Origin of the sequence: Micromonospora globbae, assembly GCF_036184225.1 — a bacterium.
Taxonomy (GTDB): Bacteria; Actinomycetota; Actinomycetes; order Mycobacteriales; family Micromonosporaceae; genus Micromonospora; species Micromonospora globbae.
In genome coordinates, this window is sequence record NZ_CP108084.1 from 1,074,942 (window position 1) to 1,099,842 (window position 24,901).

At 72.8% G+C, this 24,901-nt stretch carries 23 protein-coding genes; 9 read left to right on the top strand and 14 right to left on the bottom strand.

The window, feature by feature from the left end; translation table 11 throughout:
• Positions 1-23 precede the first annotated feature (23 nt).
• On the bottom strand, positions 24-446 hold the full coding sequence (locus tag OG994_RS04820) for a DUF2000 domain-containing protein (protein WP_240032740.1): 423 nt from the start codon (positions 444-446) through the stop codon (positions 24-26).
• 49 nt (positions 447-495) lie between these two features.
• On the opposite strand from OG994_RS04820, the gene OG994_RS04825 reads away from it, so the two are divergent.
• Entirely contained in the window at positions 496-1,299 is an 804-nt protein-coding gene (locus tag OG994_RS04825) for a helix-turn-helix transcriptional regulator (protein ID WP_328852337.1), read from the top strand.
• A 97-nt stretch (positions 1,300-1,396) separates the two neighbouring features.
• Positions 1,397-3,739, top strand: coding sequence for a heavy metal translocating P-type ATPase (locus OG994_RS04830; RefSeq protein ID WP_328852338.1), 2,343 nt, complete (start codon positions 1,397-1,399; stop codon positions 3,737-3,739).
• A 12-nt stretch (positions 3,740-3,751) separates the two neighbouring features.
• Here OG994_RS04830 and OG994_RS04835 read toward each other — a convergent pair whose 3' ends face one another.
• Positions 3,752-4,366, bottom strand: coding sequence for an HD domain-containing protein (locus tag OG994_RS04835; RefSeq protein ID WP_120326479.1), 615 nt, complete (start codon positions 4,364-4,366; stop codon positions 3,752-3,754).
• Positions 4,367-4,568: 202 nt separating this feature from the next.
• On the opposite strand from OG994_RS04835, the gene OG994_RS04840 reads away from it, so the two are divergent.
• Entirely contained in the window at positions 4,569-5,591 is a 1,023-nt protein-coding gene (locus OG994_RS04840; RefSeq protein WP_120326478.1) for a DUF4331 family protein, read from the top strand.
• Positions 5,592-5,603: 12 nt separating this feature from the next.
• On the opposite strand, the gene OG994_RS04845 is transcribed toward OG994_RS04840, so the two are convergent.
• Together OG994_RS04845 and OG994_RS04850 are read right to left on the bottom strand one after the other, a co-directional pair.
• Entirely contained in the window at positions 5,604-6,584 is a 981-nt protein-coding gene (locus OG994_RS04845) for a DUF2804 domain-containing protein (RefSeq protein ID WP_120326477.1), read from the bottom strand.
• A 27-nt stretch (positions 6,585-6,611) separates the two neighbouring features.
• The gene (locus tag OG994_RS04850; RefSeq protein WP_120326476.1) at positions 6,612-6,836 is read right to left on the bottom strand and encodes a hypothetical protein; all 225 of its coding nucleotides are present in this window, start codon (positions 6,834-6,836) and stop codon (positions 6,612-6,614) included.
• A gap of 173 nt (positions 6,837-7,009) precedes the next feature.
• Here OG994_RS04850 and OG994_RS04855 point away from each other — a divergent pair, with 173 nt between their 5' ends.
• Positions 7,010-7,738 carry a HipA family kinase gene (locus tag OG994_RS04855; RefSeq protein ID WP_120326475.1) on the top strand — a complete coding sequence of 243 codons (729 nt, stop codon included), beginning with the start codon at positions 7,010-7,012 and terminating at the stop codon, positions 7,736-7,738.
• Complete coding sequence (locus tag OG994_RS04860; RefSeq protein ID WP_120326474.1) at positions 7,735-8,103, top strand: DUF3037 domain-containing protein; 369 nt, start codon at positions 7,735-7,737, stop codon at positions 8,101-8,103. Before OG994_RS04855 ends, OG994_RS04860 begins: the two co-directional genes overlap by 4 nt.
• A gap of 13 nt (positions 8,104-8,116) precedes the next feature.
• On the opposite strand, the gene OG994_RS04865 is transcribed toward OG994_RS04860, so the two are convergent.
• From OG994_RS04865 to OG994_RS04875, 3 genes are all read right to left on the bottom strand, one after another.
• Positions 8,117-8,443 (bottom strand): STAS domain-containing protein, encoded by a 327-nt coding sequence (locus OG994_RS04865; protein ID WP_120326473.1) that lies wholly within the window; start codon positions 8,441-8,443, stop codon positions 8,117-8,119.
• Positions 8,444-8,630: 187 nt separating this feature from the next.
• The gene (locus tag OG994_RS04870) at positions 8,631-9,548 is read right to left on the bottom strand and encodes a manganese catalase family protein (protein WP_328852339.1); all 918 of its coding nucleotides are present in this window, start codon (positions 9,546-9,548) and stop codon (positions 8,631-8,633) included.
• Positions 9,549-9,659: 111 nt separating this feature from the next.
• Positions 9,660-10,826 carry a low temperature requirement protein A gene (locus tag OG994_RS04875; RefSeq protein ID WP_158610057.1) on the bottom strand — a complete coding sequence of 389 codons (1,167 nt, stop codon included), beginning with the start codon at positions 10,824-10,826 and terminating at the stop codon, positions 9,660-9,662.
• A 305-nt stretch (positions 10,827-11,131) separates the two neighbouring features.
• Between OG994_RS04875 and OG994_RS04880 the strand changes: the two genes are divergently transcribed.
• Both OG994_RS04880 and OG994_RS04885 read left to right on the top strand, forming a co-directional pair.
• The gene (locus tag OG994_RS04880; RefSeq protein WP_120326471.1) at positions 11,132-11,722 is read left to right on the top strand and encodes a hypothetical protein; all 591 of its coding nucleotides are present in this window, start codon (positions 11,132-11,134) and stop codon (positions 11,720-11,722) included.
• Positions 11,723-11,787: 65 nt separating this feature from the next.
• Positions 11,788-12,357, top strand: a complete 570-nt coding sequence (locus OG994_RS04885) for a hypothetical protein (RefSeq protein WP_120326470.1) — start codon at positions 11,788-11,790, stop codon at positions 12,355-12,357.
• Positions 12,358-12,381: 24 nt separating this feature from the next.
• On the opposite strand, the gene OG994_RS04890 is transcribed toward OG994_RS04885, so the two are convergent.
• Both OG994_RS04890 and OG994_RS04895 read right to left on the bottom strand, forming a co-directional pair.
• A complete protein-coding gene (locus OG994_RS04890; protein WP_120326469.1) occupies positions 12,382-13,311 on the bottom strand; it encodes an acetamidase/formamidase family protein in 930 nt (309 codons plus the stop codon).
• Between the two features lie 117 nt (positions 13,312-13,428).
• On the bottom strand, positions 13,429-14,787 hold the full coding sequence (locus OG994_RS04895; protein WP_328852340.1) for a mandelate racemase/muconate lactonizing enzyme family protein: 1,359 nt from the start codon (positions 14,785-14,787) through the stop codon (positions 13,429-13,431).
• Positions 14,788-15,225: 438 nt separating this feature from the next.
• Here OG994_RS04895 and OG994_RS04900 point away from each other — a divergent pair, with 438 nt between their 5' ends.
• Both OG994_RS04900 and OG994_RS04905 read left to right on the top strand, forming a co-directional pair.
• Entirely contained in the window at positions 15,226-15,723 is a 498-nt protein-coding gene (locus tag OG994_RS04900; RefSeq protein WP_328852341.1) for a GNAT family N-acetyltransferase, read from the top strand.
• Positions 15,724-15,796: 73 nt separating this feature from the next.
• Positions 15,797-15,988, top strand: a complete 192-nt coding sequence (locus OG994_RS04905; protein WP_120326466.1) for a ribonuclease — start codon at positions 15,797-15,799, stop codon at positions 15,986-15,988.
• 84 nt (positions 15,989-16,072) lie between these two features.
• On the opposite strand, the gene OG994_RS04910 is transcribed toward OG994_RS04905, so the two are convergent.
• The 5 genes from OG994_RS04910 to OG994_RS04930 all read right to left on the bottom strand — a co-directional run bounded on the left by OG994_RS04910 (position 16,073) and on the right by OG994_RS04930 (position 24,747).
• Positions 16,073-17,056 (bottom strand): hypothetical protein, encoded by a 984-nt coding sequence (locus OG994_RS04910; protein WP_328852342.1) that lies wholly within the window; start codon positions 17,054-17,056, stop codon positions 16,073-16,075.
• Positions 17,057-17,088: 32 nt separating this feature from the next.
• The gene (locus OG994_RS04915) at positions 17,089-18,558 is read right to left on the bottom strand and encodes an OmpL47-type beta-barrel domain-containing protein (protein ID WP_407942596.1); all 1,470 of its coding nucleotides are present in this window, start codon (positions 18,556-18,558) and stop codon (positions 17,089-17,091) included.
• A gap of 62 nt (positions 18,559-18,620) precedes the next feature.
• The gene (locus tag OG994_RS04920; RefSeq protein ID WP_328852344.1) at positions 18,621-22,550 is read right to left on the bottom strand and encodes a ThuA domain-containing protein; all 3,930 of its coding nucleotides are present in this window, start codon (positions 22,548-22,550) and stop codon (positions 18,621-18,623) included.
• A gap of 17 nt (positions 22,551-22,567) precedes the next feature.
• Complete coding sequence (locus tag OG994_RS04925) at positions 22,568-23,569, bottom strand: multicopper oxidase domain-containing protein (protein WP_120326462.1); 1,002 nt, start codon at positions 23,567-23,569, stop codon at positions 22,568-22,570.
• A gap of 281 nt (positions 23,570-23,850) precedes the next feature.
• Positions 23,851-24,747 carry a thioredoxin family protein gene (locus tag OG994_RS04930; RefSeq protein WP_328852345.1) on the bottom strand — a complete coding sequence of 299 codons (897 nt, stop codon included), beginning with the start codon at positions 24,745-24,747 and terminating at the stop codon, positions 23,851-23,853.
• Positions 24,748-24,901 lie beyond the last annotated feature (154 nt).

Below are 24,901 nucleotides of genomic sequence, written 5' to 3' on the forward strand. Positions count from 1 at the left end.
CGCCCGGGGCCACCCCGCACCGCTCAACGGTGCAGGGTGGCCCCCTTGAGCGCCTTGTCCACGGCCTTGCGCGGGCCGTGCAGCGCCAGCCCCACCAGGTCGAGCTTGTCGCGGGGAACCGCACGCACGGCCGCCCGGTTGTCGCGGTCGTTGCCGGTGCCGAACAGCTCCTGCGTGAAGATCGACAGGGGTACGCCGAGGGTGAGCGCGCGGTCGTGCGCGGCGGTCAGCACGTCGCGGTCGCCGGCGAAGACCAGGACCGGCTGGCGGAACATCGGCAGGTAGCGGGTGTCGTCCGCGTCCCGGTACTCCTCGCCGAGCAGGTCCGGCGTCGTGCCCGCGATGCCACTGACCAGGAACGCGGTGACGTTCAGCCGCTGCCAGGTCGCCAGGTCGTCGCGGAGCAGGACAGCGATCTTGGTGTCGAAGCGGATGGGTTCGTTCACGACGTCGAGCCTGCTCCCGCGGCCGGGATCGGTCTTGTACGTTCTTAGCGTGCACGGACCGGCGGCGGACACGCGGGTGAGTGCCTGGCGGCCGGCGGTGCGGGGGATCACCGAGGTGTTCCACGCCCACTTCGTGGACCACGCCTACCCGCCCCACACCCACGACGTCTGGACGCTGCTGATCGTGGACGACGGGGCGATCCGCTTCGACCTCGACCGGCACCGGCACGGCGTCCTGCGGCGTTCGGTCACCCTGCTGCCGCCGCACGTGCCGCACGACGGCCGGGCCGCCACCGCGCACGGCTTCCGCAAACGGGTCCTGTACCTGGACACGACGCTCCTCGGTGCGGGGCTCGCCGGCGCGGCCGTCGACCGGCCGAACGTGTCCGACCACCTGCTGCGCCACCGCGTCCACCAGCTGCACCAGGCGCTCGCCCGGCCCGGGGAGTCCTTCGAGGCGGAGAGCCGCCTCGCGTTCGTCCTGGAACGGCTCGACCGGCACCTGCGGGGGCACGCGCCGCCCGCCGTGCCGCCGCCCTCGCACCGCCTCGCCGTACGGTTGCGCGAGCTGCTGGACGCCCGGACCGAGGCGGGCATCACCCTGCACGAGGCCGCCGAGCTGCTGCACGCCCACCCGACCCACCTGGTCCGCGTGTTCACCCGGGCGTACGGGCTGCCACCGCACCTGTACCTGACCGGCCGCCGGGTCCAGCGTGCGCGGCGGCTGCTGCTGGCCGGTCACCCTCCCGCCCTGGCCGCGACGGCCGCCGGGTTCTACGACCAGTCCCACCTGACGCGGCACTTCAAGCGCCACCTCGGCGTCAGTCCCGCCCGGTACGTCGGCGCCGGCTGAGGGGCCGCCGGGCGGAGGACGGCAGCGCCGGGCGTCGCGGGCGGGGGATCTGCCCGGTTGGCCGGCCGACCCGCACGGGGACTGAGACGATCCGCAGGTGGGTGCGGAGCCGCGCGAGTGCGTGCCGGAGCGGCCGGTGCGCGGGCGCCGGGTGGACTGGCGGCAGTGGGCACCGCTGACCCTGCTCACGCTGGCCGTGCTGCTCGGCGGTGGGCTGTGGCTGGCCGGGCTGCGGGGGCCCGCGCAGCTGGTCTGGGCGGCGGTGACCGTGGTGGCGCTGGTGCCGGCCACGTGGGCGACGCTGCGCCAGCTGTGGCGCCGGCAGTTCGGCGTGGACGTGATCGCCGTGCTGGCGCTGGTCGGCACGCTGCTGGTCCGCGAGTACCTGGCCGGCGCGGTGATCGCCGTGATGGTCGGCACCGGGCAGGCACTGGAGGGGTACGCGCAGCGCCGGGCCAGCCGTGACCTGCGCGCGCTGCTGGAACGCGCCCCCCGGCAGGCCCGGCGGCGTACCCCGGCCGGCGGGATCGAGGTGGTGCCGCTGGACCGGGTGTCCGTGGGGGACCGGTTGCTGGTCGGCCCTGGCGACGTGGTGCCGGTGGACGGGACGGTCGAGGAGGCCGCGACCCTGGACGAGTCGGTGGTGACCGGCGAGTCGCAGGTCGTCGACCGGGCCGCCGGCGAACAGGTCGCCAGCGGCGTCGTCAACGCCGGCGCCGGGTTCGGGCTGCGGGCGACGAGGAACGCGGCGGAGAGCACGTACGCCGGGATCGTCCGGCTGGCCGAGGAGGCCACCGCCCGTAAGGCGCCGACGGTCCGGCTCGCCGACCGGTACGCCGCCGCGTTCGTGCCGTTCACGCTGGCACTGGCGGGGATCGCCTGGCTGCTCAGCGGCCAGTTCCTGCGGGCGGTGGCGGTGCTGGTGGTGGCCACCCCCTGCCCGCTGCTGCTGGCCACCCCGATCGCGATCGTCTCCGGGTTGTCCCGGGTGGCCCGGCGCGGGGTGCTGGTCCGGGAGGGCGGTTCGCTGGAACTGCTCGGCCGGGCCCGCACCCTGCTGCTGGACAAGACCGGCACGCTCACCGTCGGCCGTCCCCGCGCCGCCGAGACGGTGGTGGCGCCGGGTGGGGATCGGGACGACGTGCTGCGCCTGGCCGCGTCCGTCGAGCAGCTCTCCCCGCACGTGCTGGCCGCGGCGCTCGTGCGGCAGGCCCGCGAGCGGGGGCTGCGGCTCGCGGAGCCGGCGGAGGTCACCGAGGAGCCGGGTCGGGGGGTGACCGGCCGGGTGGAGGGTCGGCGGGTGCGGGTGGGCCAGCTCGCCGGTGAGCCACCCGAGTGGGCACGCCGGGTGCGCGAGCGTGCCGAGCTGGCCGGCCTCTCGACCGTCTGGGTCAGCGACGACCGCGGCCCGCTCGGCGCGGTCCTCCTGGAGGACCCCGTACGCCCCGACGCCCGGCGTACCGTGCGCCGGCTCCGGGAGGCGGGCCTGCGCCGCCTCGTGATGGTGACCGGCGACCGGCCGCGTACCGCCCGGCAGGTGGCGCAGCTCGTCGGGGTGGACGACGTCATCGCCCAGTGCTCGCCACGGGAGAAGGTCGACCGCGTCCGGGCGGAGTCCGGTCGGGCGGTCACCGTGATGGTCGGCGACGGCGTCAACGACGCCCCCGCGCTGGCCGAGGCGCACGTCGGTGTGGCGATGGGCGCCACCGGGGCCACGGCCTCCTCCGAGGTGGCCGACGCGGTGCTCACCGTGGACCGGCTGGACCGGCTCGCCGACGCCGTCGAGATCGCCCGCTACGCGCGCCGCATCGCGGTGCAGAGCGCCACCGTCGGGATGGGTCTGGCCGTCGTCGCGATGGTCGCCGCCGCCGCCGGCCGGCTGCCACCGGTGGCCGGCGCGTTCCTCCAGGAGGGCATCGACGTGCTGGTGATCGTCAACGCGCTGCGGGCCCTCGGCGGTGGCCTGCGTGGGCGTGACGTCCCGCCGGAGACCCGGGACCTGCTCGACCGGTACGCCGGTGAGCACGCCGCCGTGCGGGACGTGCTGGCCCAGGTCCGCGACACCGCCGACCTGGTGGCCACCAGGCCCGACGCGCCGGAGTGCGTACCGGCGCTGCGCGAGGTGCACCGCCGGCTGACCGCGCGGGTGCTGCCGCACGCGGCGGGTGAGGAGCGGCAGCTCTACCCGGCACTGGCCGGTCCGTTGGGCAGCGACGAGGCGACCTCGACGATGAGCCGCGGGCACGTGGAGATCACGCGGCTGGTCGACCGGATCGGCGGCCACCTGGCCGCGCACGCCGACGGCCGGCTGCGCCCCGACGAGGTGCCCGACCTGCTGGCCGCCCTGTACGGGCTGGACGCCGTGCTCCGCCTGCACCTGGCCCAGGAGGAGGAGGACTTCTTCTCCCTCGGGCCGGCCCGGGGCGACGACGGGCGGTAGGACCCGCGCCGCTCAGACGAGGGGCTGCCGGTAGCGGCGGGACAGGAGGTCGAGGTCCGGCTCGCCGAACGTCTCCACCAGTTCCGCGAACCGCGTCACCTTGTCCTCGCCGAACCGCCGCACGGCGGCCGCGTACGACGCCGCCGTCACGAACGTGGGCGGGGTCGTCTTGCTGTGGAACTTGTCGGCGTACATGACGAGCCGCTCCTCCACGGTGTCGGCCGTGTAGTCGCCCACCGGCAGCGGCAGGCGCTGTCGCCGCACGTCGGCACGGGTGATACCGACGCCGGTGTGGTGGGAGCAGAACCGGGCGACCACCTCGGGGAGGCCGAGGTCCCGGAGCAGCGCGTGCCCCAGCACCCCGTGGCGGACGTAGTTGTCGTGATCCAGTTCTCCGGCCGTGCCGTAGAGGCGGTAGACGCCGATGTCGTGCAGGAGGCATCCCGCGCGCACCAGGTCGACGTCCACGGGCGCGTGACGCCGGTCGAGCAGGTGTTCCGCGACGGCGCAGACGATCCGGCAGTGGGTGTAGACGAGGTCGAACGCCTCCTCGGTCGGCGCGTACCGCTCGTGCAGCGCCCGGATCTGCTCGTCGGTCGGGATCGTCGTCGCGTGCTCGATCGTCACCTGCGGGCACCTGGGGGGTCGCGTCGTGGGATCACGTCGAGCCACCGTACCCGCGCGGGGACGGGCGCGGTGAGGCCGGCGGGTGGGTGTCGCGACGCCGCGCGCCCGATCGGCGTACGCTCGGAGAACTCCTCTCGTATGCACCCTTTGTCCGGCTAGTCTCGGGCTGTCCTCACGCCTGCTCGACCCCGGGAGTCAGCCCATGTCGCACCACCTCGACACCCCCCACGCGGCCCAGACCGGCCAGCTCTACCTGGACGACCTGTTCGTGTTCGAGGGCGAGCGCGGCACCGTGTTCGTGATGGACGTGAACAGCTCCGTGACGAAGGCCGACATCAAGCCGGGCTTCCACCACGAGGCCCGGTACGAGTTCAAAATCCACATCGACGGCTCGGAGATGGAGGCGCTGACCTACCGGGTCACCTTCGGCGAGTTCGACGGGACGGGGCAGGACGTCCGCGTCCACGCGCTCACCGGCGACGACGCCCGCGACGACGCCGCCACGGGCACCCAGGTCGCGCAGGGGCGCACCGGGCAGGAGGTGGCCGGCGAGGGCCTGCGCCTGTGGGCCGGGCGGATCACCGACCCGTTCTACGTGGACCTGGGCCTGGTGACCGCCGTGAGCGGCGCGGTCGCGAAGGGCGCGAAGCTCGACCGGTCGGCCTGGAAGCCGGAGAAGGCGACGAACAGCTTCGCCGGCACCACCGTCGACTCGATCGTGCTCGAGGTCTCCGACGACGCGATGCTGAGCGACGGCACGCGGATCGGCGTCTGGGCCGCCACCAAACTCGCCACCGACGCCGGAGGCTGGCGGCAGATCAACCGCGCCGGGCATCCGATGATGTGGCCGATCTTCTGGCCCACCGACACCGACTTCACCCACCCGGCGAACACCCGCCACCCCTGCGAGGACCTGCGCTCGGGCGGAGAGGAGATCGCCAAGGCGGTCGCCGGGGTCGTCGCCGCCAACGGCACCGCCGTCGACCCGCAGGCGTACGGGTGGAGCGTCACCCGCCGACTCTTCCCCGACGTGCTGCCCTACGAGGTGGGCACTCCCGCGAACTTCGGCTTCGCGACCGTCAACGGCCGCACCATGGCCGACAACGCGCCCGAGGTGATGTTCTCCCTGGTGCTGAACACCGGCATGACCTCCGGGCTCACGTCGGACACCTCCCGCGCCGCCCGCTCCGACTCCTTCCCCTACGTGGTTCCCGTCGCCGGCTGACCGCCCACGGCGCTACCAGCGGTTGCGGGCCTCCTCGGCCCAACCGACGAGCCCGTCCAGGTCGACGCGCTCGCCGTCGTCGGTCGCCGCCCAGCCGGTGAAGTGCCCGAAGCACTGGTGGGTCTCGTTGGCGAGCACACCGAGGTTGGTCCGGGCGACCTTCTCGTGGAAGGGGTGGAACTCCACCGCGACGCGCGCGCCGCTGATCCGCCACGGCCGTAGCCAGTCGGCGCGGTCGTACTCCCAGCGCAGCTCGTCGCCGATCTTGTGCAGCCGGCCGTCGACGAAGACCCCGTTCTCGGTCGAGCCGGTCCCGTCGGTCCACTGTCCACCGAGCTGGATCGCCCGGCCGGGGCCGCAGCCGGCGGCCCAGTTCCAGGTGACCGCGTACGGCCACCGGCCGCGTCCGTGGTCCAGGACGGCGAAGGATTCCGCCTCGCCGAGCGTGTGCTCCACCCCGTCCACCCGCAGGGTGCCGCGCACCGGGCGGCCGAGGTCCTTCACCGTGTACTGGAACCGGCGGGTGCTCCAGGGCACCACCACGCCGAGCGACTCGTGCCCCGCCGGCAGCGGCACGACGAGATCGACCTCGACCCCGGGCGCGGTGGCACGGATCGTGGTCTCCACCGGCCCCTGGTCGACGGCGATCGACAGCCCGCCGCCGCGGGCCCGCACGGCGCCGGACCCGCTGACCGGCGGGAACACGGCGCCCCGGGCGAGCGGGACGACCACGTTCCGGTCGATCTCGACCCTCGTCGCCCGGTCGAGCACGTAGAGGCTGTGCACCCCCGCGTAGTCCAGCGACGAGGCGACCAGGCCGACGACGTGCGTCGGGGTGACGATCCCCCAATACTCCCAGCGCTTGTTCCGGCCCCAGCCCCGCAGGTTCGCGTGGTGCAGCGGGCGGCGGCTCCACCCCACGGCGTCGGGCCGGAGCCGCCCGCTCGGGAGGCACAGGTCGACCGGCTCGGTGATCTCCCGCTCGTGCGTCATGCCGGCGAGGCTATCCGGCCGGGCCGGCTACCTCTGCGGCACGGCCCGGCGGCCGCGCCGCCTCGCGACGTACGGCAGCACGAACAGGTAGAGACCGGTGACCAGCAGCAGCGCGAGCGGCAGCAGCGGCACGTAGGACACCCAGACGACGGGCTCCTCCCGCGCCAGGGCGACGACGGTGGCGACGACGGTCACCGTGAAGGCGACGGCCAGCCAGCGGTGGATCTGCCGGACCCAGGCGTTCCCGGACATCGGAACCTCCTTCGAACGAGCGGTGCCCGGCGGGCTGCCGGGCGGGACGTCCACGCCGGTCACGCTAGCCACGACCCGGCGACCGACGCTTCTCGATTCCTGACCGGCCCGCCGTCCGGCCGGTGACGCCGCCCGCCGGTCGCCGGGCCCGGGCGGTGACTAGGGTGAGGGGCGTGCTTCGTCAGGTGTCCGCCACCCGCTACGTGACCCCGCTGCGGGAGGGCGGCTCGCTGCCCGGCGTCGTCGAGGCGGACGACCTCGGCACGTACGTGATGAAGTTCCGCGGCGCCGGGCAGGGCCCCAGGGCGCTCGTCGCCGAGGTGATCTCCGGTGAGTTGGCGCGGCGGCTCGGGCTGCCCGTCCCGGAACTCGTCATCGCCCACCTCGACCCGGTCGTGGCGCGCGCCGAGCCGGACGAGGAGGTCCAGGAACTCATCAAGGCGAGCGCCGGCGACAACCTGGGCATGGACTTCCTGCCGGGGGCACTCGGCTTCGATCCCGTCGCCCATCCGGTGGACGCCGAACTCGCCTCGCGGACGCTGGTGTTCGACGCGTTCGTGGAGAACGTGGACCGGAGCTGGCGGAACCCGAACCTGCTCGTGTGGCACGGGGGGCTCCGGCTCATCGACCACGGCGCCACGCTGTACTTCCACCACAACTGGGCCCGGGCGGCGAGCGTGGTGCACCGCCCGTACCAGTGGGACGACCACGCCCTGAAGCCGTACGCGACGGCGCTGAGGGAGGCTGGTGAGGAGTTGGCCCCACGGCTGACGCGGGCGCTGCTGGACGAGGTCGTCGCCCTGGTGCCCGACCAGTGGCTCGACGATCCCGAGGCGGAGCGGGACGCGTACCGGGAGCATCTGGCGGCGCGGGCCGCGAAGCCGGAGGCGTGGTTGCCGTGAGGAGTCCCTACGAGTACGCGGTCATCCAGGCCGTTCCCCGGATCGAGCGGGGCGAGCTGATCAACGTCGGGGTGCTGCTCTACTGCCAGCAGAGGGACTTCCTGGCCGCGCGGACGCACCTGCACGAGGGACGCCTGCTCGCGCTGGATCCGGACGCCGACCTGGAGGGCATCCGGGCGGCGCTGGCGTCGTGGGAGACCACGTGCGCCGGGGACGGTGCGTCACGGGTGATGTCGCTGGGGGAGCGGTTCCGGTGGATGGTCGCCCCGCGCAGCACGGTCCTGCGGGCCGGGGCGGTCCACATGGGGCTCGCCGAGGACCCGGAAGCCGAACTGGACCGGCTGCTCACGTTGCTGGTCCGCTGAACGCCCCGCCGGCTCAGGCCAGGGCCAGTTCGGCGGACGCCGCGGCCGGCTCCGGGGGAGTGGCGACGGCGTGGCCGGGCAGCGAGCGCCCGGGGTCGACGACGGACGTCTCGATGCCGAGGGCCTCGGCGCGGGCCGTCATGTCCGCGAGGCACCGCCGGCCGGCCGGATCGGTGACCCGTGCCCGGCTCAGGTCGATGGTCAGCCGCCGCGTCGGTGGGCGCAGCGCGCCGTCCAGCACGCTCCGCACGTCGCCGGCGGTGCTCGCGTCCACCGTCCCCTCGACGCACACCCACCGGTGACCAGCGATCGCCGGCAACGCCGTGACCGCGAACGACATCACGCCCTCCCCTGCTGCCGTCGCTGACCGCACGCCGCTGACCAGCGAGCATCCGCGGCGCTCCCCTCATGGTTTTAGCACTCTGACGGCAGGAGTGCCAGCGGGGGGCGCGTGCCGCGTCGGCGGCTGCCGTACGCACGGCAGCCGCCGACGTCCGACTCCCGTGCGGCGGAGGCCGACCGGCGGATCAGTCCAGGGCGTCCTTGACCTTCCGGACGACGTTGGTCAACCCCTGGGCGTGCGCGCCACCGGCGTCGCCGGGCTTGCCGGGCCCTCGCGACCCGTCGTAGGTCGCGTACAGCTTCGGGTCCGGCGGCGGGGGCAGGGCCGTGTCGTCGGTGAGCGCCACGGGTTCCGCCTGGTAGGTCAGGTCCGGCCCGCCGATGAGGCTGGGGCCCTGCGCCCAACGGCCCTCACCCGCCCGGCTGTCCGTGGTGAAGCTCCAGAAGGTGTGGTTCTGGTCCTTGTTCTCGATGTCGCCGTTGGAGTTCTCGATGCCGTGCTCGACGAAGCCGTCCTCGATGAGCTGTTCGATCCCGAGCAACCACTGCTGCTGGTGGTAGGTGTCGCGGGCGAGGTTGAAGCGGAGCATCTCCTTGACGCCGGGGTCGTCGGTCATGTTCATGACGCGGCTGGTCTGCAACCGGCTCTGTGCCTCGGCCGCGACGTTGGAGCGGAAGTCGGCGAGCAGGTTGCCGCTCGCGACGATGTAGCCGGCGTTCCAGGGCACGCCCTGGCTGTCGCGCGGCAGTGGCGATCCGCCGCCGACGATGGCGTGCTGCGGGTTCATGCCGCCGATCACGGCGGCGAGCACCGGGTTGGCGGCGACGGCCTTCTCGGTGGTCTCGGCGGGGGCGCCCTCGAGCAGGCGGGCGAGCATCGTGGTGAGCATCTCGACGTGACCGATCTCCTCGGTCCCGATGTCCATGATCATGTCCTTGTACTTGCCGGGAACCCGGCAGGTCCACCCCTGCCAGAGGTACTGCATCATCACGGTCATCTCGCCGAACTGGCCGCCGAGGACCTCCTGGAGCTTCATGGCGAACAGGGCGTCGGGCTTCTCCGGCTTGGCCTGGAACTGTAGGTGTCGGTCGTGTCGGAACACGCTGGCCTCCCTCTGGGTGTCACGGTCGTGGTGCCGCTGCGGAGGTACCTACCCGACCCGCTGGCCCCCGGGGGTCCGCTCTGGCCCGGGCGGGCCACCGGGCCGGCGCGGTCAGCGCGCGGGCGCCGGCTCCTTGGGATGCCGCCGCCACGAGATCGTGTCGGAGATGACGACGAGGGTCAGGACCACGTTGACGGTGGTGGTGACCAGCATCGGCGGGATGGCCACGGTGGTGGGGACGACGACGGCGAGCAGCAGCAGCCCGACGACCCGGGACCGGGCCACGCGGCTGAACGTCAGCTTGTCCAGCAGCATCCGGCCGACGAGGAAGACGGCCGGACCGCCCGCGATCGCCGCCACCCACACGATGTTGTTGTGCCCGACGGGGTGCGACACGATGACGTCCTCGCTCGCCGCGCTGATCACCAACCCGGCGATCAGGATGAGGTGCAGGTGCGAGAGGGACCGGCTGTAGCGGGCCGGATCGCGGCTGGCCACGATGCCGGCCGGCAGCAGTACGCCGGCGCGGTAGAAGTAGATGCGCCACAGCAGCACGGTCGTCCAGAACGAGACGACGAGCGCGAGGATCCGTTCGATCTCGTAGTGGTACTGGGCCAGCTTGAGCGCCGGCGCGATGATCTTGTCGCCCAGGGCGATGATCGTGAACTGCTGGAACCGCTCGGCCAGGTGGTCGGCCGACGAGGTGAGCCCGTGCCCGCGCAGGTCGTACTCGGGCAGCCGCAACTCCGCGCTGGAGTAGTCGATGACCAGGGCCACCGTCCACAGCAGGAGCCGGGCGTCGTCCACGACCCCGCCGGCCACCCACAGTCCCGCCGACAGGATCCACCAGGCCACCTTCCGCCCGCCCGCCGCGGTGACGCCACCACGGCGCAGCGCCCGGACGACGAAGACGGTGCGCCCGACCTGACTGACGACGTAGAGGCCGGCGAACAACAGCGCCTGGTCGCCGAACGCGGTCGGCACGGCGACCGACATCAGCAGACTGGCCAGCATGACGGTGACGATCAGGGTCTGCACGCTCGGCCGGTCCGGGTCGAGCCGGCCGGACATCCACGTGGTCAGCACCCAGATCCACCAGAACGCCGCGAGGAGCAGCATCACCCGCCACAGTCCGGCCCAGGTGAGATCGGCGAACAGGAAGTTCGACAGCCGCGTCACCGCGAACACGAAGACCACGTCGAAGAAGAGTTCGACGTAGGTGGCCCGCCGGGGACGGTTGGGGCGCCGGAGCAGTTCCAGCGCGCGACCCGCCGTCACGGCGTCGGGATCCTTCGTGTCGGTCGCAGCGGCATCGCCGGAACACTCGCAGCTTCGACGGCTGGGCCCTGCCGGAACGGACAGTTCCCAGGAGGCGGATGAGGAGGTCGTGCCATCGGGCGCGGCGCCACGGGCCGCGCTGCCAGCATGTCGCAGGCGCGTCGGGAAATCCGGAGGATGCCGCAGGTCCGCCGGGCGGCGTACGGCGGATCGGCCGTCGTGGGGGCGGTGAAGATGCTTCAATCGGATCAAACCGAACGTTTGTCAGGAACGCGGACGAAGTCCGCCCCGCCGAGGAGCCCGGGATGCAGCTGACCGCCACCGACAACCACGCCGTCGCCCAGGCCGTGCACGACATCGGGTCCGCCCTCTGGTTCGGTGGCACCGTGATGGGCGTCGCCGGGGTGAACAAGTCGGGCAGCGACCTGCGGGACGGCATCGACCGCATCCGGGTCGCCGAGTCGGCGTGGGGCCGGTTCGGGCCCGTGCAGTGGCTCGGCATCGGAGCCACGCTGCTCGCCGGCGCGCAACTGGCCCGGGTCGGCGGGCGGCGCATGGCGTTGCAGAAGGGGTTCGGGACGGTCGGCGCCGTCAAGGCCGGACTGGCGGTCGCCGGCGCCGCGGCCACCGCCTACGCCGCCTACTGCGGGAGCAGGATCGGCCGGCTCGCCGAGGAGGCCCACCGCCGCGGCGACCGGGTCGAGGTACGCGACGCGACCCTGCCGACCCCGGAGACACCGGCCGAGATCGCCGTCTGGCAGCGGAGGCAGCGGCTGGTGCAGTACCTGGTGCCGGTGCTCGCCGGGGCGAACATCGCCTGCGGCTCGTACCTCGTCCAGTCGTACCGCATGGGAGCGACCGGCAAGGGCGTCCTGCGGCGCCTGCTGCCGGACTGAGCCGGCGGTCACGCGAGCGCAGGCCGGGGAGGGACCGCCCGCACCCCGGTCGGAAGGAGACGACGGTGGCCCGGACAGCCCCGGTACCGGACGTCCGGGCCCGGTTCGCCGCGGGCGCGCCTGGGCGTCGACCCCTGACCCGGGCGGCCGTCGGCGGCCTGGCCGCACACGTGTTCTTCGAGCTGGGGGCCGGCGTCGGTATGCCGCTGGCCTCGGTGGTCGGTCCGTACCCCGCCGCCACCGCCTGGGGGTTGGGCACCGCCGCCGTCTGGCGCGCCGCCGGCCGTCCGTCGCCCTCGGCCGACCGCCTGCTGGCCGCGGCGAACGGCTTCGGCCTGGCCGCCGTGGTGGCGCACCTCGCCGGGTGGCCGACCCGGACGCGGTTCGGTGTGCCGTGGCTGCGGACGTGCGAAGGGCTCGGACCCGACCTGATGCGGTACTACAACCCCATCATCTACGTCTCCGGGGCCGCCTGCCTGCTGGCGATCCTCCGCGAGAACCGGACCGCGCCCGTGGCGCTGCCCGCGCTCATGCTCGGCCTCGCTCCGGCGCTCGTCGCGATGCAGCACGCCGAGCACCGGCGGCTGAAGGCGCGGGCCCGTCGCCGCCGTGCCTGGTGGAACCGCAGGCTGTGACCCCGTCAGGGGCCGTCGGGCGGCTCAGCGCACCGCCCCGTGGCGGAGTACCGCGTGCGCGCCCACGGTCTGGTTGACGATCTGCGTGACCCGTACGTCGACCGCGACGCTGGCCAGCGCCACCGCGTCCGGGCGGCTGACGCCGTACGAGCGCTGGACGAGCGTCAGCATCGAGTCGAGGGCCATGAACACGGCGTCGTCCACGGTCGCGCCGACACCGAGGGTCAACCAGGCGTCGGCGGTGCGGGCCACCGGGCCGGTGACCGGGAAGTCGTCCCGGACATCGAAGGTGAGCGTCACCTCGTCCATCGGGCACTCGATCGCGGTGCCGCCGATCTCCCCGTCGCCCTGCGCGGCGTGACCGTCGCCCACGGAGAACAGCGCGCCGTCGACCGGGATCGGCAGAAGGAGCGTGCTGCCGGCGGTCAGTTCCTTGCAGTCCAGGTTGCCCCCGCAGGGCCGGGGCGGGATCGTCGAGTGCCGGCCCGGCTCGGCCGGCGGCATCCCGAGCACCCCCATGAACGGGCGCAGCGTCACCGTGTGGCCGTGCTGGTTGCGGCCGACCATCCGCACCGGGTCCAGTTCCCAGGCGTGCACCACCCCCTCGCCCTCGTCGACGCCGTACCGCTCGTTGAACGCGCTCGGCCAGCCGCCGGCCACGGTGGTGCCCCAGGTCGCCGGGACGATCGCGTCGACGCGTACCTCGAGGGTCTGCCCGGCGCGGGCGCCGCGGACCGCGACCGGACCGGTCAGCGCGTGCCCGCAGTCGGGCTGGTACTGCGGGGCCCGTGGACGGTCCCGGTGCGGCCCGCCCTGGTACGGGCCGGCCGACCACCAGCAGTCGAGGGTGCGGTAGGTGACGGTGTCGCCGGGGTCGACGGTGAGCACGGGCGCCAGGTCGGGGGAGAAGTGGCCGTGAAGGGTGTCGTCGCCGGGTTCGAGGGTGTGTCGCATTCTGCGCAGGCTAGTTGCCGCGGGGCGGCCGGGGCGATCCCGGCGGACGCCGAGGGGCCGGCCCGTCGGGGCCGGCCCCTCGCCCACCACCCACCGGCACGCGACCGGGCCGCGGTGTCAGGACCAGATGCGGTCGTGGGAGTTGGCCTTGTCCCACTCCGGGGTGGGATTGAAGTAGCCCTCGTCCGGGTCCATCCGGCGCTTGACCTCCTGCTCGTTCAACTCGATGCCCAGGCCGGGGCCCTGCGGCACCGTGTAGAAGCCGTCCTTCACCAGCGGCTTGGCCGGGCCGTTGATGATGTTGTCCCAGCCCTCGACCTCGAACGAGTGGTTCTCCAGGGCGACGAAGTTCTGCGTCGCCGCCGCGATGTGCACCGCCGCCATGGCGCCCACCGGCGAACCGGCGTAATGGAGGAACATGGGGACGCCGTGCTCCTCGGCGTAGTCGCCGATCTTCTTGGTCTCGAGGATTCCGCCGGCGGTCGCCGGGTCGGGGTGGACGATGTCGACGGCCTGCTCGTCGATGAGCTTCTTGAACGGCTCGAGCCCGTAGATGTCCTCACCGGTCATCACCGGTACGTTCGTGGCCGCCCGGAACTGCTTGAACTGCTCGGTGTACATCCACGCCACGACGTCCTCCATGTACGCCGGGGCGTACTCCTCGAGACGCTGGGCCAGCTTGATCTGGTCGTTGATCCCGAAGTGACCCATGTGGTCGTGTCCGATCGGCACCCCGTACCCGACCACGTCGCGGACGGTCTCGACGTAGTCGGCCATCGCGTCCAGGCCCTTGCGGGTCAGCTGGATCCGGGTGAACGGGTGCGTGGTGGCGCCGTACCCGCCGGGCGTGAAGTTGTACTGGGCCAGGTCGCCCGGCCACAGGTTCCGGCCGTTGAAGGCGCCCTTCACGTTCTGGATCATCTCGATGCCCAGGTCCATCTTGAGGAACGTGTAGCCCTCCTTGACCCGGGCCTTCAGGCGCTCGGCGTACGTCTTCGGGTTCGTCGACACCGCGGCGTCGGCGTAGGCGCGGACCTTGTCGCGGTACTTGCCCCCGAGCAGCTGGTAGACGGGCACGCCGTACGCCTTGCCGGCGATGTCCCAGAGCGCCATCTCCACGGCCGACACCCCGCCGCCCTGGCGGCCGTGCCCGCCGAACTGCTTGAGCATCTTGAACAGCTTCTCGACGTTGAGCGGGTTCTGACCCAGGAGCCGGCTCTTCAGCAGCAGCGCGTACCGTCGGTCCGCGTCGTCACGCACCTCGCCCAGGCCGTAGATTCCCTGGTTGGTGTCGATGCGGATGATGGTGCTGCGGAAGGGCACACCCCGGAGGGTGACGGTGCGCATGTCGGTGATCCGAAGATCCGACGGGCTGGACGTCTTCGACACCTTCTGGCTGGCGTACGCCACCTGGTCCTCGATGGGGGCCGCGACGAGGCCGGCCAGGCTCAGGCCGCCCGCGCCGGCCGCGGCCATACCGAGGAATCCCCGTCTTCCGAGATTCGAATTCGCCGTCATGATTACCTCTCTGTGCGATTGCCGGGCATCCGGTGGTAGGTTCGGTGGGACCGGAATGGTGAGCTGGAAATGCCCCTCTCGATTCGGCCCGGCATCGTGTCGTCCGGTGCGGACGCCAGCGCGCGTCCGGCTGCGGGCGTCCCGCCGGAATGGCGGATCGACCTGCGCCGGGATGCATCGCGATGATCCGGGGCTCGTGGGCCCAGACGCTAATGGCCGCCGCGCGGGCGTGTTAAGAACGAGTTACGGATGCGCCCATCCGGATCCCGAATTACCGCTGCCGGAGCTGGATGGAGCCGCCACCTCCGACGGTGGTCGTGCGCGGCAGATTACGAATGACGTCAGTGGATATGTCAGGAATTCACCGCCGGCCCCCACAAGAAACGGAGCCCGCTGATGGCCGACCTCACCATCCGACCGATGACCGCAGGCGACGCGGACCGGGTGCTGGCGATCTACCAGGCCGGCCTCGACGGCGGGAACGCCAGCTTCGAGACCGTCGCGCCGACGTGGACGGCGTTCGACGCCGGCCGGCTGGCCGACCACCGGTTCGTGGCGGTCGACGGTGACGGGACCGTGCTGGGGTGGGTGGCCGTCTCACCGACCTCGGCCCGCGCGGTCTACGCCGGCGTCGTCGAGCACTCCATCTACGTGGACCCGGCCGCCCAGGGCCGCGGCATCGCCCGGCTCCTCCTGGACGCCCTCATCGCCTCGACCGAGGCGGCGGGCATCTGGACGATCCAGTCGGGGATCTTCCCGGAGAACGCGGCGAGCCTCGCCCTGCACGAGCGGGCCGGCTTCCGGGTGATCGGCACCCGGGAGCGGGTGGGGCGGCACCACGGCCGCTGGCGGGACGTCGTCCTGCTGGAACGCCGGAGCCCCGTCGTCACCTGAGGCCACCGGCCGCGCCGCGCCTCGACCGGTGCGGCCTCCGTTTGCCGGCACGGCCGCGGGGTACCGACGGGGGATGACCACACCTGAGCACAGCCGGCGGCAGCAGGAAGACGACGCACTCGAACGCGGCGAGGTGTATCAGGACGTCGAGGGCAACCGGACGGCCGACCCGCGCGCCGGAGCGGCCAACGCCCACAGCGACGCCGACCGCAACGCCGAACACCTGAGCCGCGGCGAGGTCGGCCCGGGCGTACCCGAGGCGTAGCCCTTCGATACTCGCGGCTTCCTGATCGCGGGCGGATGCGGCTCCGGGCCACGGGCGGCTCGCCGGTGGCCCGGAGCCGGCAGCTCAGAGCCGCGCGACGCCGGCCGCGGCGGCCTCCTGCACCGCCGAGGCGCGGCGGGCCTGCGCCCGCTGCTCTCCGGCGTCCTCCCGGTCGGCGGCGGCCGCGGCCCGGGCCGTCCGGGACGTGGTCGTGGCGCCCGCCTGGTCACCGGTCACGCCACCGCGGATCCGGTTGTTGGCGGCCACCTGGGCGACCGGGTCGTTGGCCGTGAGGGCCAACTGGCCGTCGATGATGTTGTCGTCGACGGTGACGCCGCCCGTGGTGCTGCTGATGCTCACGTCCCGGCCCCAGTAGCCGCCGGAGGCGCAGCTGTCGAGGGTGCCGTTCGGTCCCAGTTGCACGCCACCCAGGTTGCCGGCGAAGGTCGCCCGCCCGCGGACCGCGCTGCCGCAGACGACGCTCCCGGTGCTGCTGTTGAGCACCGACAGGGTGCCGTCGACGAACGAGTCGTGCACGTCGGTGTAGTAGGTGCCGGTGCTGTTGACGTTGCGTTCCACCTGGGTGTTGCGGTCGAGCCGGACCTCCCCGGCCCCGACGACGACGTTGCCGGCGATCGTCGACCCCTCCACGAAGAGGAAGCTGTCGATGGTCGCCGAACCCTTCGGTCGCACGGTCACGGCGCCGGTGCGCGCGTCCCTGAGGAACGCGCCGTACCCGCCGGCGGCCAGCACGACCTGACCGCCGATGGTGGTGTCGGTGGCGTCCAGGTAGCCGTCGGCGGCGACGCGCACCTCGCCGCTGACGTTGCCCCCGACGACCACCAGGTTCGCGCCGGCCGCGACGCTCACGTTGCCGGTGATCGTCGTGCCGGTGAGCGTGCAGGACTTGCCGGCGGGCACCAGCAGGTCGTTGGGCACCGTCACGGCGCCGCCGGTGCCGACGCAGTGGGTGACCAGGTCGGCGTGCGCGCTGGGCGCCACCACCAGCAACGAGCCGGCGACGACGGCGCTCACGGTGGCCAGCTTGGTGACGGTACGTCTGGGCATCGCGGTACTCCCTGTGGGTGAGGTTCGATACGTCATGCGCCGATGTCCGATCGGGCCGCGGCCCGGACGATGGCGCCCTGCTGTCGCTTGGTCAGGGTGCCGGCGGTCACGAGGGTGGCCGTGACCGTCTCGACGTGGCGGACGAAGGCCGCGTGGCTCGGGTACGCGGCGCCTTCGTCGATCAGGTCGTTGATCGTGCAGCCGTTGCCGGTGTCGACGTTGGCCACCCCGGTGTCGTCACCGTCGATGACCACCGTGTCCCGCGTGTCCGACCCGGGGCAGGCGTCGGTGCCGTCGGAGACCACGGTGAACGTCACCGACTGCTCGGCGGAGGTGTTCCCGGCGGCGTCGGTCGCCCGGTACCGCAGGGTGTGGGCGCCGGTGGCGCGGACGGAGAGCGGCCCGGCGTACGTCGTCCAGCCACCGGCGTCGAGCGCGTACTCGACGCGCGCGACACCGGAGTCGTCGTCGGTCGCCGTGACCGTCACCGTCGCGACGCCCACGTACCCGCCGTTCTCGTCCCGCTCCCCGGTGACCGTGGCCGAGACCGTCGGCGGGGTGGTGTCCTCCACCGGCGGGGGAACCACGGTGAAGTGGGCCATCCGCTCCGCCGAGGTGTTGCCGGCGACGTCGGTGGCGCGGTAGTGCAGCATGTGCGTCCCCGGCTCGTCGACCACGACCGGCGCGGTGTACGCGGTGAAGGCGGCCCCGTCGAGCGAGTACTCGATCGACGCGACCCCGGACCGGTCGTCGGTGGCGGTCAGCGTGGCGGTGGCCGTACCGACGTAGTTGCCGTCGCCGTCCGTCTCGCCGGCCAGGTCGGCGGTCACCACCGGCGGGGTGGTGTCCTCCTCGCCGGGCTCGACGACCCGGAACGACACCGATCCGACCTCGCTGGTGTTGCCGGCGTGGTCGGTGGCCCGGAACTGCACCGAGTGGTCGCCGACGGCGGTGACCCGCACCGGCGCGGTGTACGGCTGGAAACTCGTGTCGTCGACCTGGTACTCGACGGTGTCCACCCCCGACCCCGCGTCGGTGGCCGTCACGGTCACCGTGGCGGCGCCGACGTAGTTGCCGTCCTGGTCGCGGTCGCCGGTGACCGTGGCGGCCACCTCGGGCGGGGTGGTGTCGGTGCCGCCGCCGTCGGTCACCACCAGTTCACCGACCATCTGGCCGTGGCCGGGGATGGCGCAGAAGTAGCGGTAGCGGCCGGGGCTCAGGGTCACGGTCACCTCGTGCCGCCCGTCGCTCGGGTCGTACGGGTTGGCGAGGATGTTCACGGTGACGTCGTGGTTGTAGCCCTCCGTGGTGGTGTCGAACGTCAACGTGTGCGGCATACCGGTGGTGTTGCCGGTGGCCGCGCTGTTCTCGAAGACGATCGTCGTCTGGCCGGCCACGGCCTGGGTGGGCGCGGACTTGTAGCGGGTGATGTCGTCGTCGGCGGTCCAGGTCAGCACCTGCTCGGCGACGCGCGGGGCGGCCGTGGCCGACCCACCGGCCATCGGGAGCACCGCGAGCAGGAGGGCGGCCAGCACCGCTGTCAGTCGTCTGTTCATGCCGTCTCCTAGAGTTCGCGCACGCGGATGTTGCGGAACTCGATCAGGTCGTTGTCGCCGTGGTTCTGCAGCCCGACGAAGCCGCGGAGGAACTGCCGCAGGTCGGTCGGCGGGTCACCGGCCCGCGAGGACTGCTTGCCCGGGGTGTTGTCGAACTCGTTGATCACCACGCCGTTGCGGACGATCGTGTAGTGCTGCCCGACGACCCGGATCTCGTAGTCGTTCCACTGCTCCTTCGGGGTGGCGCCGGCCTGGGCGAGCGGCACCGGGTCGAAGTTGTAGACCGAGCCCGTCTTCTGCGGCTCGCCGCTCTCACCGTCGTAGATCTGGATCTCGTGGCCGCAGTAGATGGCCACCCACGCCGGTGAGGTGCGGGCCGACCCGACGGTGCCGCAACTGCCGGGCGGGCGCTCCTCCAGCGGGATCCGCGGATCGGGGAACCGGGTGAGGACCCCGCTGTTGGCGCGGCCCGTGCCCGGCGCGATGTCCCGGAACTGGAGCTTCAGCGAGAAGTCGGCCAGCTCCCTGGTGTGCCAGAGCATGCCCAGCCCGCCGCTGGAGCGCAGCGACCCGTCCGGCTGGATGCCGAACGACCCGGACGGCGCCTGCTGCCAGCCGCGCAGCGACCCGGCCGTGCCGTCGAAGAGCGGCTCGTACCCCGTGTGCCCCTCCCGGCCGATCGGCGAGCCGGCGGCCAGGCGGGTCAGCGTGCCGACCTCGCGGCCGGTGAGCAGGCCGTCGTCCTGCAACGCGCGGGCCACCGTGGTGACGTGCCGCACGAAGGCGTCGTGGCTCGGCCAGGTGCTCTCGTCGTCGATCAGGTCGTTGGCCGTGCAGCCCTGCCCGACCGTGCGGCTCGGCACCCCGGTGTCGGTGTCGCCGAGCCAGACGGTCTCCCGCCGGTCCGGCACCGCGCAGCCCACCGTGACCGTGGTCCGCACCGTGGCCGTCTCGCCGTCGGCGTAGCGGACCGTCAGGCTCGCCGGGTAGGTGCCGACCCGGGCGTACGTGTGCCGCGGGTTCGCCTCGGTCGACGTCGCGCCGTCGCCGAACTCCCAGCGGTAGCTGACGCCGCCCGAGCGGGAGCCGGTGAAGGCCATGGTCAACGGCTTGTTCTGGACGGCCACCGCGTTCGCGGCCGGCGCCGGAGTCGGCGCCCCACCCGTGTAGACGACACGGACGAGCTTCTGGTTGGGGTGCAGGCTGAAGAACCCGCCGCCGTAGTCGAGCATGTAGAGGGCGCCGTCCGGCCCGAACTTGGCGTCCATCCAGCTCTGCAGGCGGTTGTCGCCGTTGCCGCCGGGGATGATGGCCCGCAGCGACTCGGCGAACACCGGCGGTTCGGCGCGCGGCACGCCGGCCGGGTCGACGGTGACGGCCACCCGGTTGTTGGCGTTCGACTGGTCACCGATGAGCCACTTGTCGTCCCAGTGCTCCGGCCAGGCGACGCCGCTGCCGGTGTCGACCCGGTCGCGGTGGTACGTCGGACCGGACATGACGGCCTGCCCGCCGCCCCGCAGGTACGGCTGGGTGTAGGTGGCGTCGGCGGCCACGTACGTCGGGATGCCACTGCCGTCCGCGCGCTCCGGGAAGACCGGCCCGCCGCCGTCGGGGGAGTACCAGATCATGTTGTCCCGCGCGGGCGGGATGTCGACCAGGCCGGTGTTGCGCGGGGACTCGTTGCGCAGGTTGTCGCAGTCGTACCAGCCGGTGAGCACGCTCGCGTCGGCGTTGCTGCGGTCGCGGTACGGCTGCCGGTTGCCCATGCAGTACGGCCAGCCCTGGTTGCCGGCGGAGGTGATGATGGTGGCCGTCTCGTACTTGGCCGGACCCAGTTCCGGGCTCGGCGACGAGGCGTCCGGGCCCACCCAGCCGGCGGTCAGCCACTGGCGCTCCGGGTCGACCTGGAGGCGGGCGATGTTGCGTACGCCCATCACGTAGATCTCCGGCCGGGTCTTCGGGGTGCCCGGCGGGAACAGGTTGCCCTCCGGGATGGTGTACGTGCCGTCCGGCTCCGGGTGGATCCGGATGATCTTGCCGGCGAGGTCGTTGGTGTTCCCCGAGGTGCGGCGGGCGTCCTGGAACGAGATGCCCGCGTACTCCCGGGTCCAGTTGTTGCCGGAGTAGCCCTGCGAGCCCTCGGAGGAGTTGTTGTCCCCGGAGCCCACGTACAGGTTGCCCTCGGCGTCGAAGGCCATCCCGCCGCCGGCGTGGCAGCAGCTGTGGATCTGCACCGGGAACCGCAGCAGGTCCTTGCGCGTGGCCTGGTCGATGGTCTGCGCCTGCCGGTCGTAGGTGAACCGGGAGATGGTGCGCTGCCCGATCCGCTTCTCCCGGTCGATCGACTCGTGCGGCATCCAGTACACGTAGAGCCATCCGTTGTCGGCGAACGCGGGGTCGGGCACGATCCCGAGCAGCCCCTCCTCGTTCTTCACCAGCTCCGAGCCGCTGCCCCGGTTGCCCATCACCTGAAGGGTGGTGAGCAGCTTGACCTGCCGGGTACGCGGATCCCAGGAGTGGATGGTGCCGCAGCCCAGGCCGACGTCCGGGTCGTCCCAGTCGGGGATCGGGCCGGTCGGGCAGGCGGCCTTGCCGACGTAGAACACGGTGCCGTCCGGCGCGATGGTCAGCCCGTGCGGCTCGCCGATCTGGTCGAGCTGGCCGGGCTGGTTGGCGGCGGTCAGCCGCTCGATCCGGTAGTTCGCGGCGATCGTCGCCTGGCAGTCGCCGCGGACGCGGCCGGTCGTCCAGTCGAGGGCCCCGGCCAGGTGCGCGCGGAAGGCGTCCTCGCCGTAGCTGCCCTCGGTGTGGCCCATGCCGGTGTAGAACGATCGGCCGCCCTCGTAGTCCCGGCACCAGGAGACCGGGTGGAAGGGACCGTTGGCGCCGGGGCCCGGGTCGTAGTGGCGTTCCTCCACCTGGGCGACCGTGTGGACGGTGCCGATGGGGTTCGGGTCCCAGTTGTCCCAGCGGTCCGACCGGGTGAGCGTCATGGGCAGCGACGCGGTTGCCGGGTGGTGCCGGTCCACGATGTCGACCACTGCCCGGTTCACCGGAGGCCGCTGCGGCGGGATCGCGTTGTCCGTGAACAGCCGCAGGTCCGCGAGCTGGGTCAGGGGCTCGCCGCTGTTCGCCGTGACGTTGAGCCGGTAGTGCGTGAACTCCCGGGGCGTGGCGATGTCGAACCGGCGGGTCTGGAAGCGCTCGGCGAAGGTCTGCCCCGTCCGCCGGTCGAGGTCGGTCCAGCTCTGGCCGTCCGCCGAGCCCTGCAACGTCCAGTCCCTCGGGTCGCGCCCGGGGGAGTCGTTGGCCGAGGTGAGGGCGTACCCGGTGATCCGCTTGGGCGCGCTCAGCTCGTAGGCGACCCAGGCCGTCGGCGTCCGGGCGAGCCACTTGGTGCCGGAATCGCCGTCGGTCAGCTTCTCCTTCGTCTCGTTGGGCGGGTTCTCGCCGCTCGCGGTCACCCGGGCCACCGGCTCGGCGACCGGGATGGCGCCGGCCGGGCGGCTGCCGATGAGGCCGGTGAACCACGTGGAGTCGACCTGGGCGCGGGCGGCGTCGGCGATGCCGAGGAAGCCACCGCCGTCCTTCATGTAGGTCTGCAGCGCCGACTCCTGCTCACGGTTGAGCTCGGCGCCGGTCGCGGAGAGGAAGACCACGCTGCGGTAGCTCGCGAGGCCGGCCGGGGTGAACACCTTCGGGTCCGTGCTGACCGTGACCGCCATGTCGTGGTCGGCGGCCAGGTCCCTGATGGCCGCCACCGCGCGGGCCACGGGATCCTGCTGCTGCGCCGCGGGCCCGTGGAAGACGAGGACCCTGGTCGGGTCGTCCGGCGCCGCCTGCGGCGCGGTCCGTGGTGCGGCTGCCGCCGTGGTTGCCGGCAGCAGGGTCGCGGTCGCCGCCAGCGCGGCGAGCGCTCGTCGTACGTTTCTGGTCATCGCCGTGCACCCTTCCGTCATCGACCGTGCTGGTGGGTGTGGCCCCGGAACCGGTGGATCGCCTCCTCCGCGCCGGGCGGCATGCTGCCGTCGGCGTTGCGCACCAGGAAGAGCCCGACCATTCCGCCGTCGGAGTGGTTCTGCACGTGGCAGTGGTACATCCACACCCCGGGCCCGACGCCCTCGCCGGCCAGCACCTGGAAGCCGAACGAGCTGCCCGGGTTGAGGTCCTTGTTGTCGATCACCTGGCTCGGGTCGCTGGGGCCCTCGAGCATTCCGGTGCGGTTGTCGGCCCACCGGTGCGCGTGCAGGTGGAAGGTGTGGAAGAGGTTGCCGTGCCCGATGGCGATCCATTCCACCCGCTGGCCCAGGTTCGCCTCGAACATCGGCGTGTCCGGCGCCATCCGGTTGTTGATCGTCATGTCGTGGAACACGACGGTGAACTGCTTCTCGGGCAGGATGTCGCCGCGACGGCGGACGATCAGCGCGCCGTACAGCCCCTTGGCCACCCCGGCCGTGCCGTGGTCGGTGCCCATGGCGTGGTCGTGGTAGTGCCAGTAGCCGGCGCTGCCCGGCATGAACCGCCGGCCCGACGCCGCGAACATCTCCCGGGACCGCCACACGTACGTGCGGGTCTCGCCCGGATCGTTGTAGGAGGCGTTGAGCGGGCTGCCGTCGGAGTCGGTGCTGTAGTCCACGCCGTGCGGGTGGATGGACAGCCGCTGGTTGGTGGTGTTGACCAGGGTGATCTCCAGGGTGTCACCCTCGTACATCTCGAGCACCGGGCCGGGCACGGTGGCCTGACCTGGTGCCAGGCCGTAGCCGTACAGCCCGCCCGGTAGCTGCTCGGCGTAGAGGGTGACTCGCTTCGTGACCCCGGCGCTGGCTCGTGCCGGACCGGTGAGGGGAGTGCCGACCGCGGGCGCGGCCACGCCCATCGCTCCGGCGGCGAGCACGCCGGTGGTCATCAGGGATCTGCGGGACAGGTGACGGGGTGAGCTGAGGGCAGGGTCGTCCATAGGACTCCGTTCACGACCGGGCCGGCCCGCGACAAGGAAGGGCGCGGCGATCGTCGAGCGGGGTGGATCGCGCGCCCTCGTGCCACCTTCTCTCGGGGAGCCCAGAACTTTCGTCGAACGACGAAAATCTATCTATGGCATCGACGAAAGTAAAGGCGTTGGCGGGGAAAGCCGGTTTCCGCTTTCACGCGGACAGCTCCGAACGGGCGGGCACCGGGCGTGCGGCGCCGCCGGGCAGCTCCTGCGCGGGGCCGTCCCGACGGCGCGGGCCCGTCGCCGCGCTACGGGCCGAAGGTGAAGACGTACGCCCGGAATCCGGGTTGGTCGGTGACGAGCGTCAGCACCCGGTCGCCGCGCGACGCGCCGGCGACGAGCCGGAACATGGCGGCCCGGTCGACGCGCGCCACCCCGTCCGGGTCGACGTCGGCGCCGCGCTCGCCGTCGAGGGGTCGCCCGTCGAGCAGCACCCGCACGGCGGCCCGGCCGGACGGCCCCGGATGGGCCACGAGGTTCACCTCGCCGGCGTTGAACGGCAGGGTGATCTCGCCGGTGCCGCCGGCGAGCTCGACGTGGTCACCGCTCGTCCGCCACTCGCCGGACAGGCGTACCGAGCCGGGCACCCGCCGGTCCGCGCCGATGTACGTCTCCTCCGTCACGTCGGCGTACGACGGCTGCTCGGTCGCGGCGAACCGAGCGGCCTCCGGGGTGACCGGGGGCAGGTCGACGCCGGGCGCCCGGTCGACGAGCAGCTCGCGGATCCGCGCCTCCGTCCGGTCGTACTCGCCCTCGCCGATCCACCGGGCCGCGAGCCTGCCGCCGGCGTCGAAGAGGTACCGGGCCGGCCACGCGAAGTTGCCGAGGGCCTCCCACACCCGGAAGTCGTTGTCGAGCGCGACCGGGTAGGTGAGGCCGTGCTCCCGGACGCCCCGCTCGATGGTGGCGGCGTCCCGGCCGAACGCGAACTCGGGAGCGTGCAGGCCCACGACGCTCAGGCCGAGGTCGGCGTAGTCCCGGTGCCAGGCCCTGAGATAGGGGGACGTGCGGATCCAGTTGACGCAGGTGTACTCCCAGATGTCGAGCAGCACCACCCGGCCGCGCAGCGCCTCGGGGGTCAGCGGCGGGGAGTTCACCCACCGCTCGACCTCCAGCGGCGGGATCCGCGGGGTGTCGTCGCTCATCGCGGCGACCGGGCGGCGGCCCGGACGTCGTGCACGTTCGGCGCCAGCGCTGCCGTCGACATGGGACTCCACATCCTTCCCGTCACCTGGAGACGCCGGGGTCGCGGGGGCGACCGGGAGCGCGCGTGCGGTCGTGAGGGGTGAGGTGGGGCGG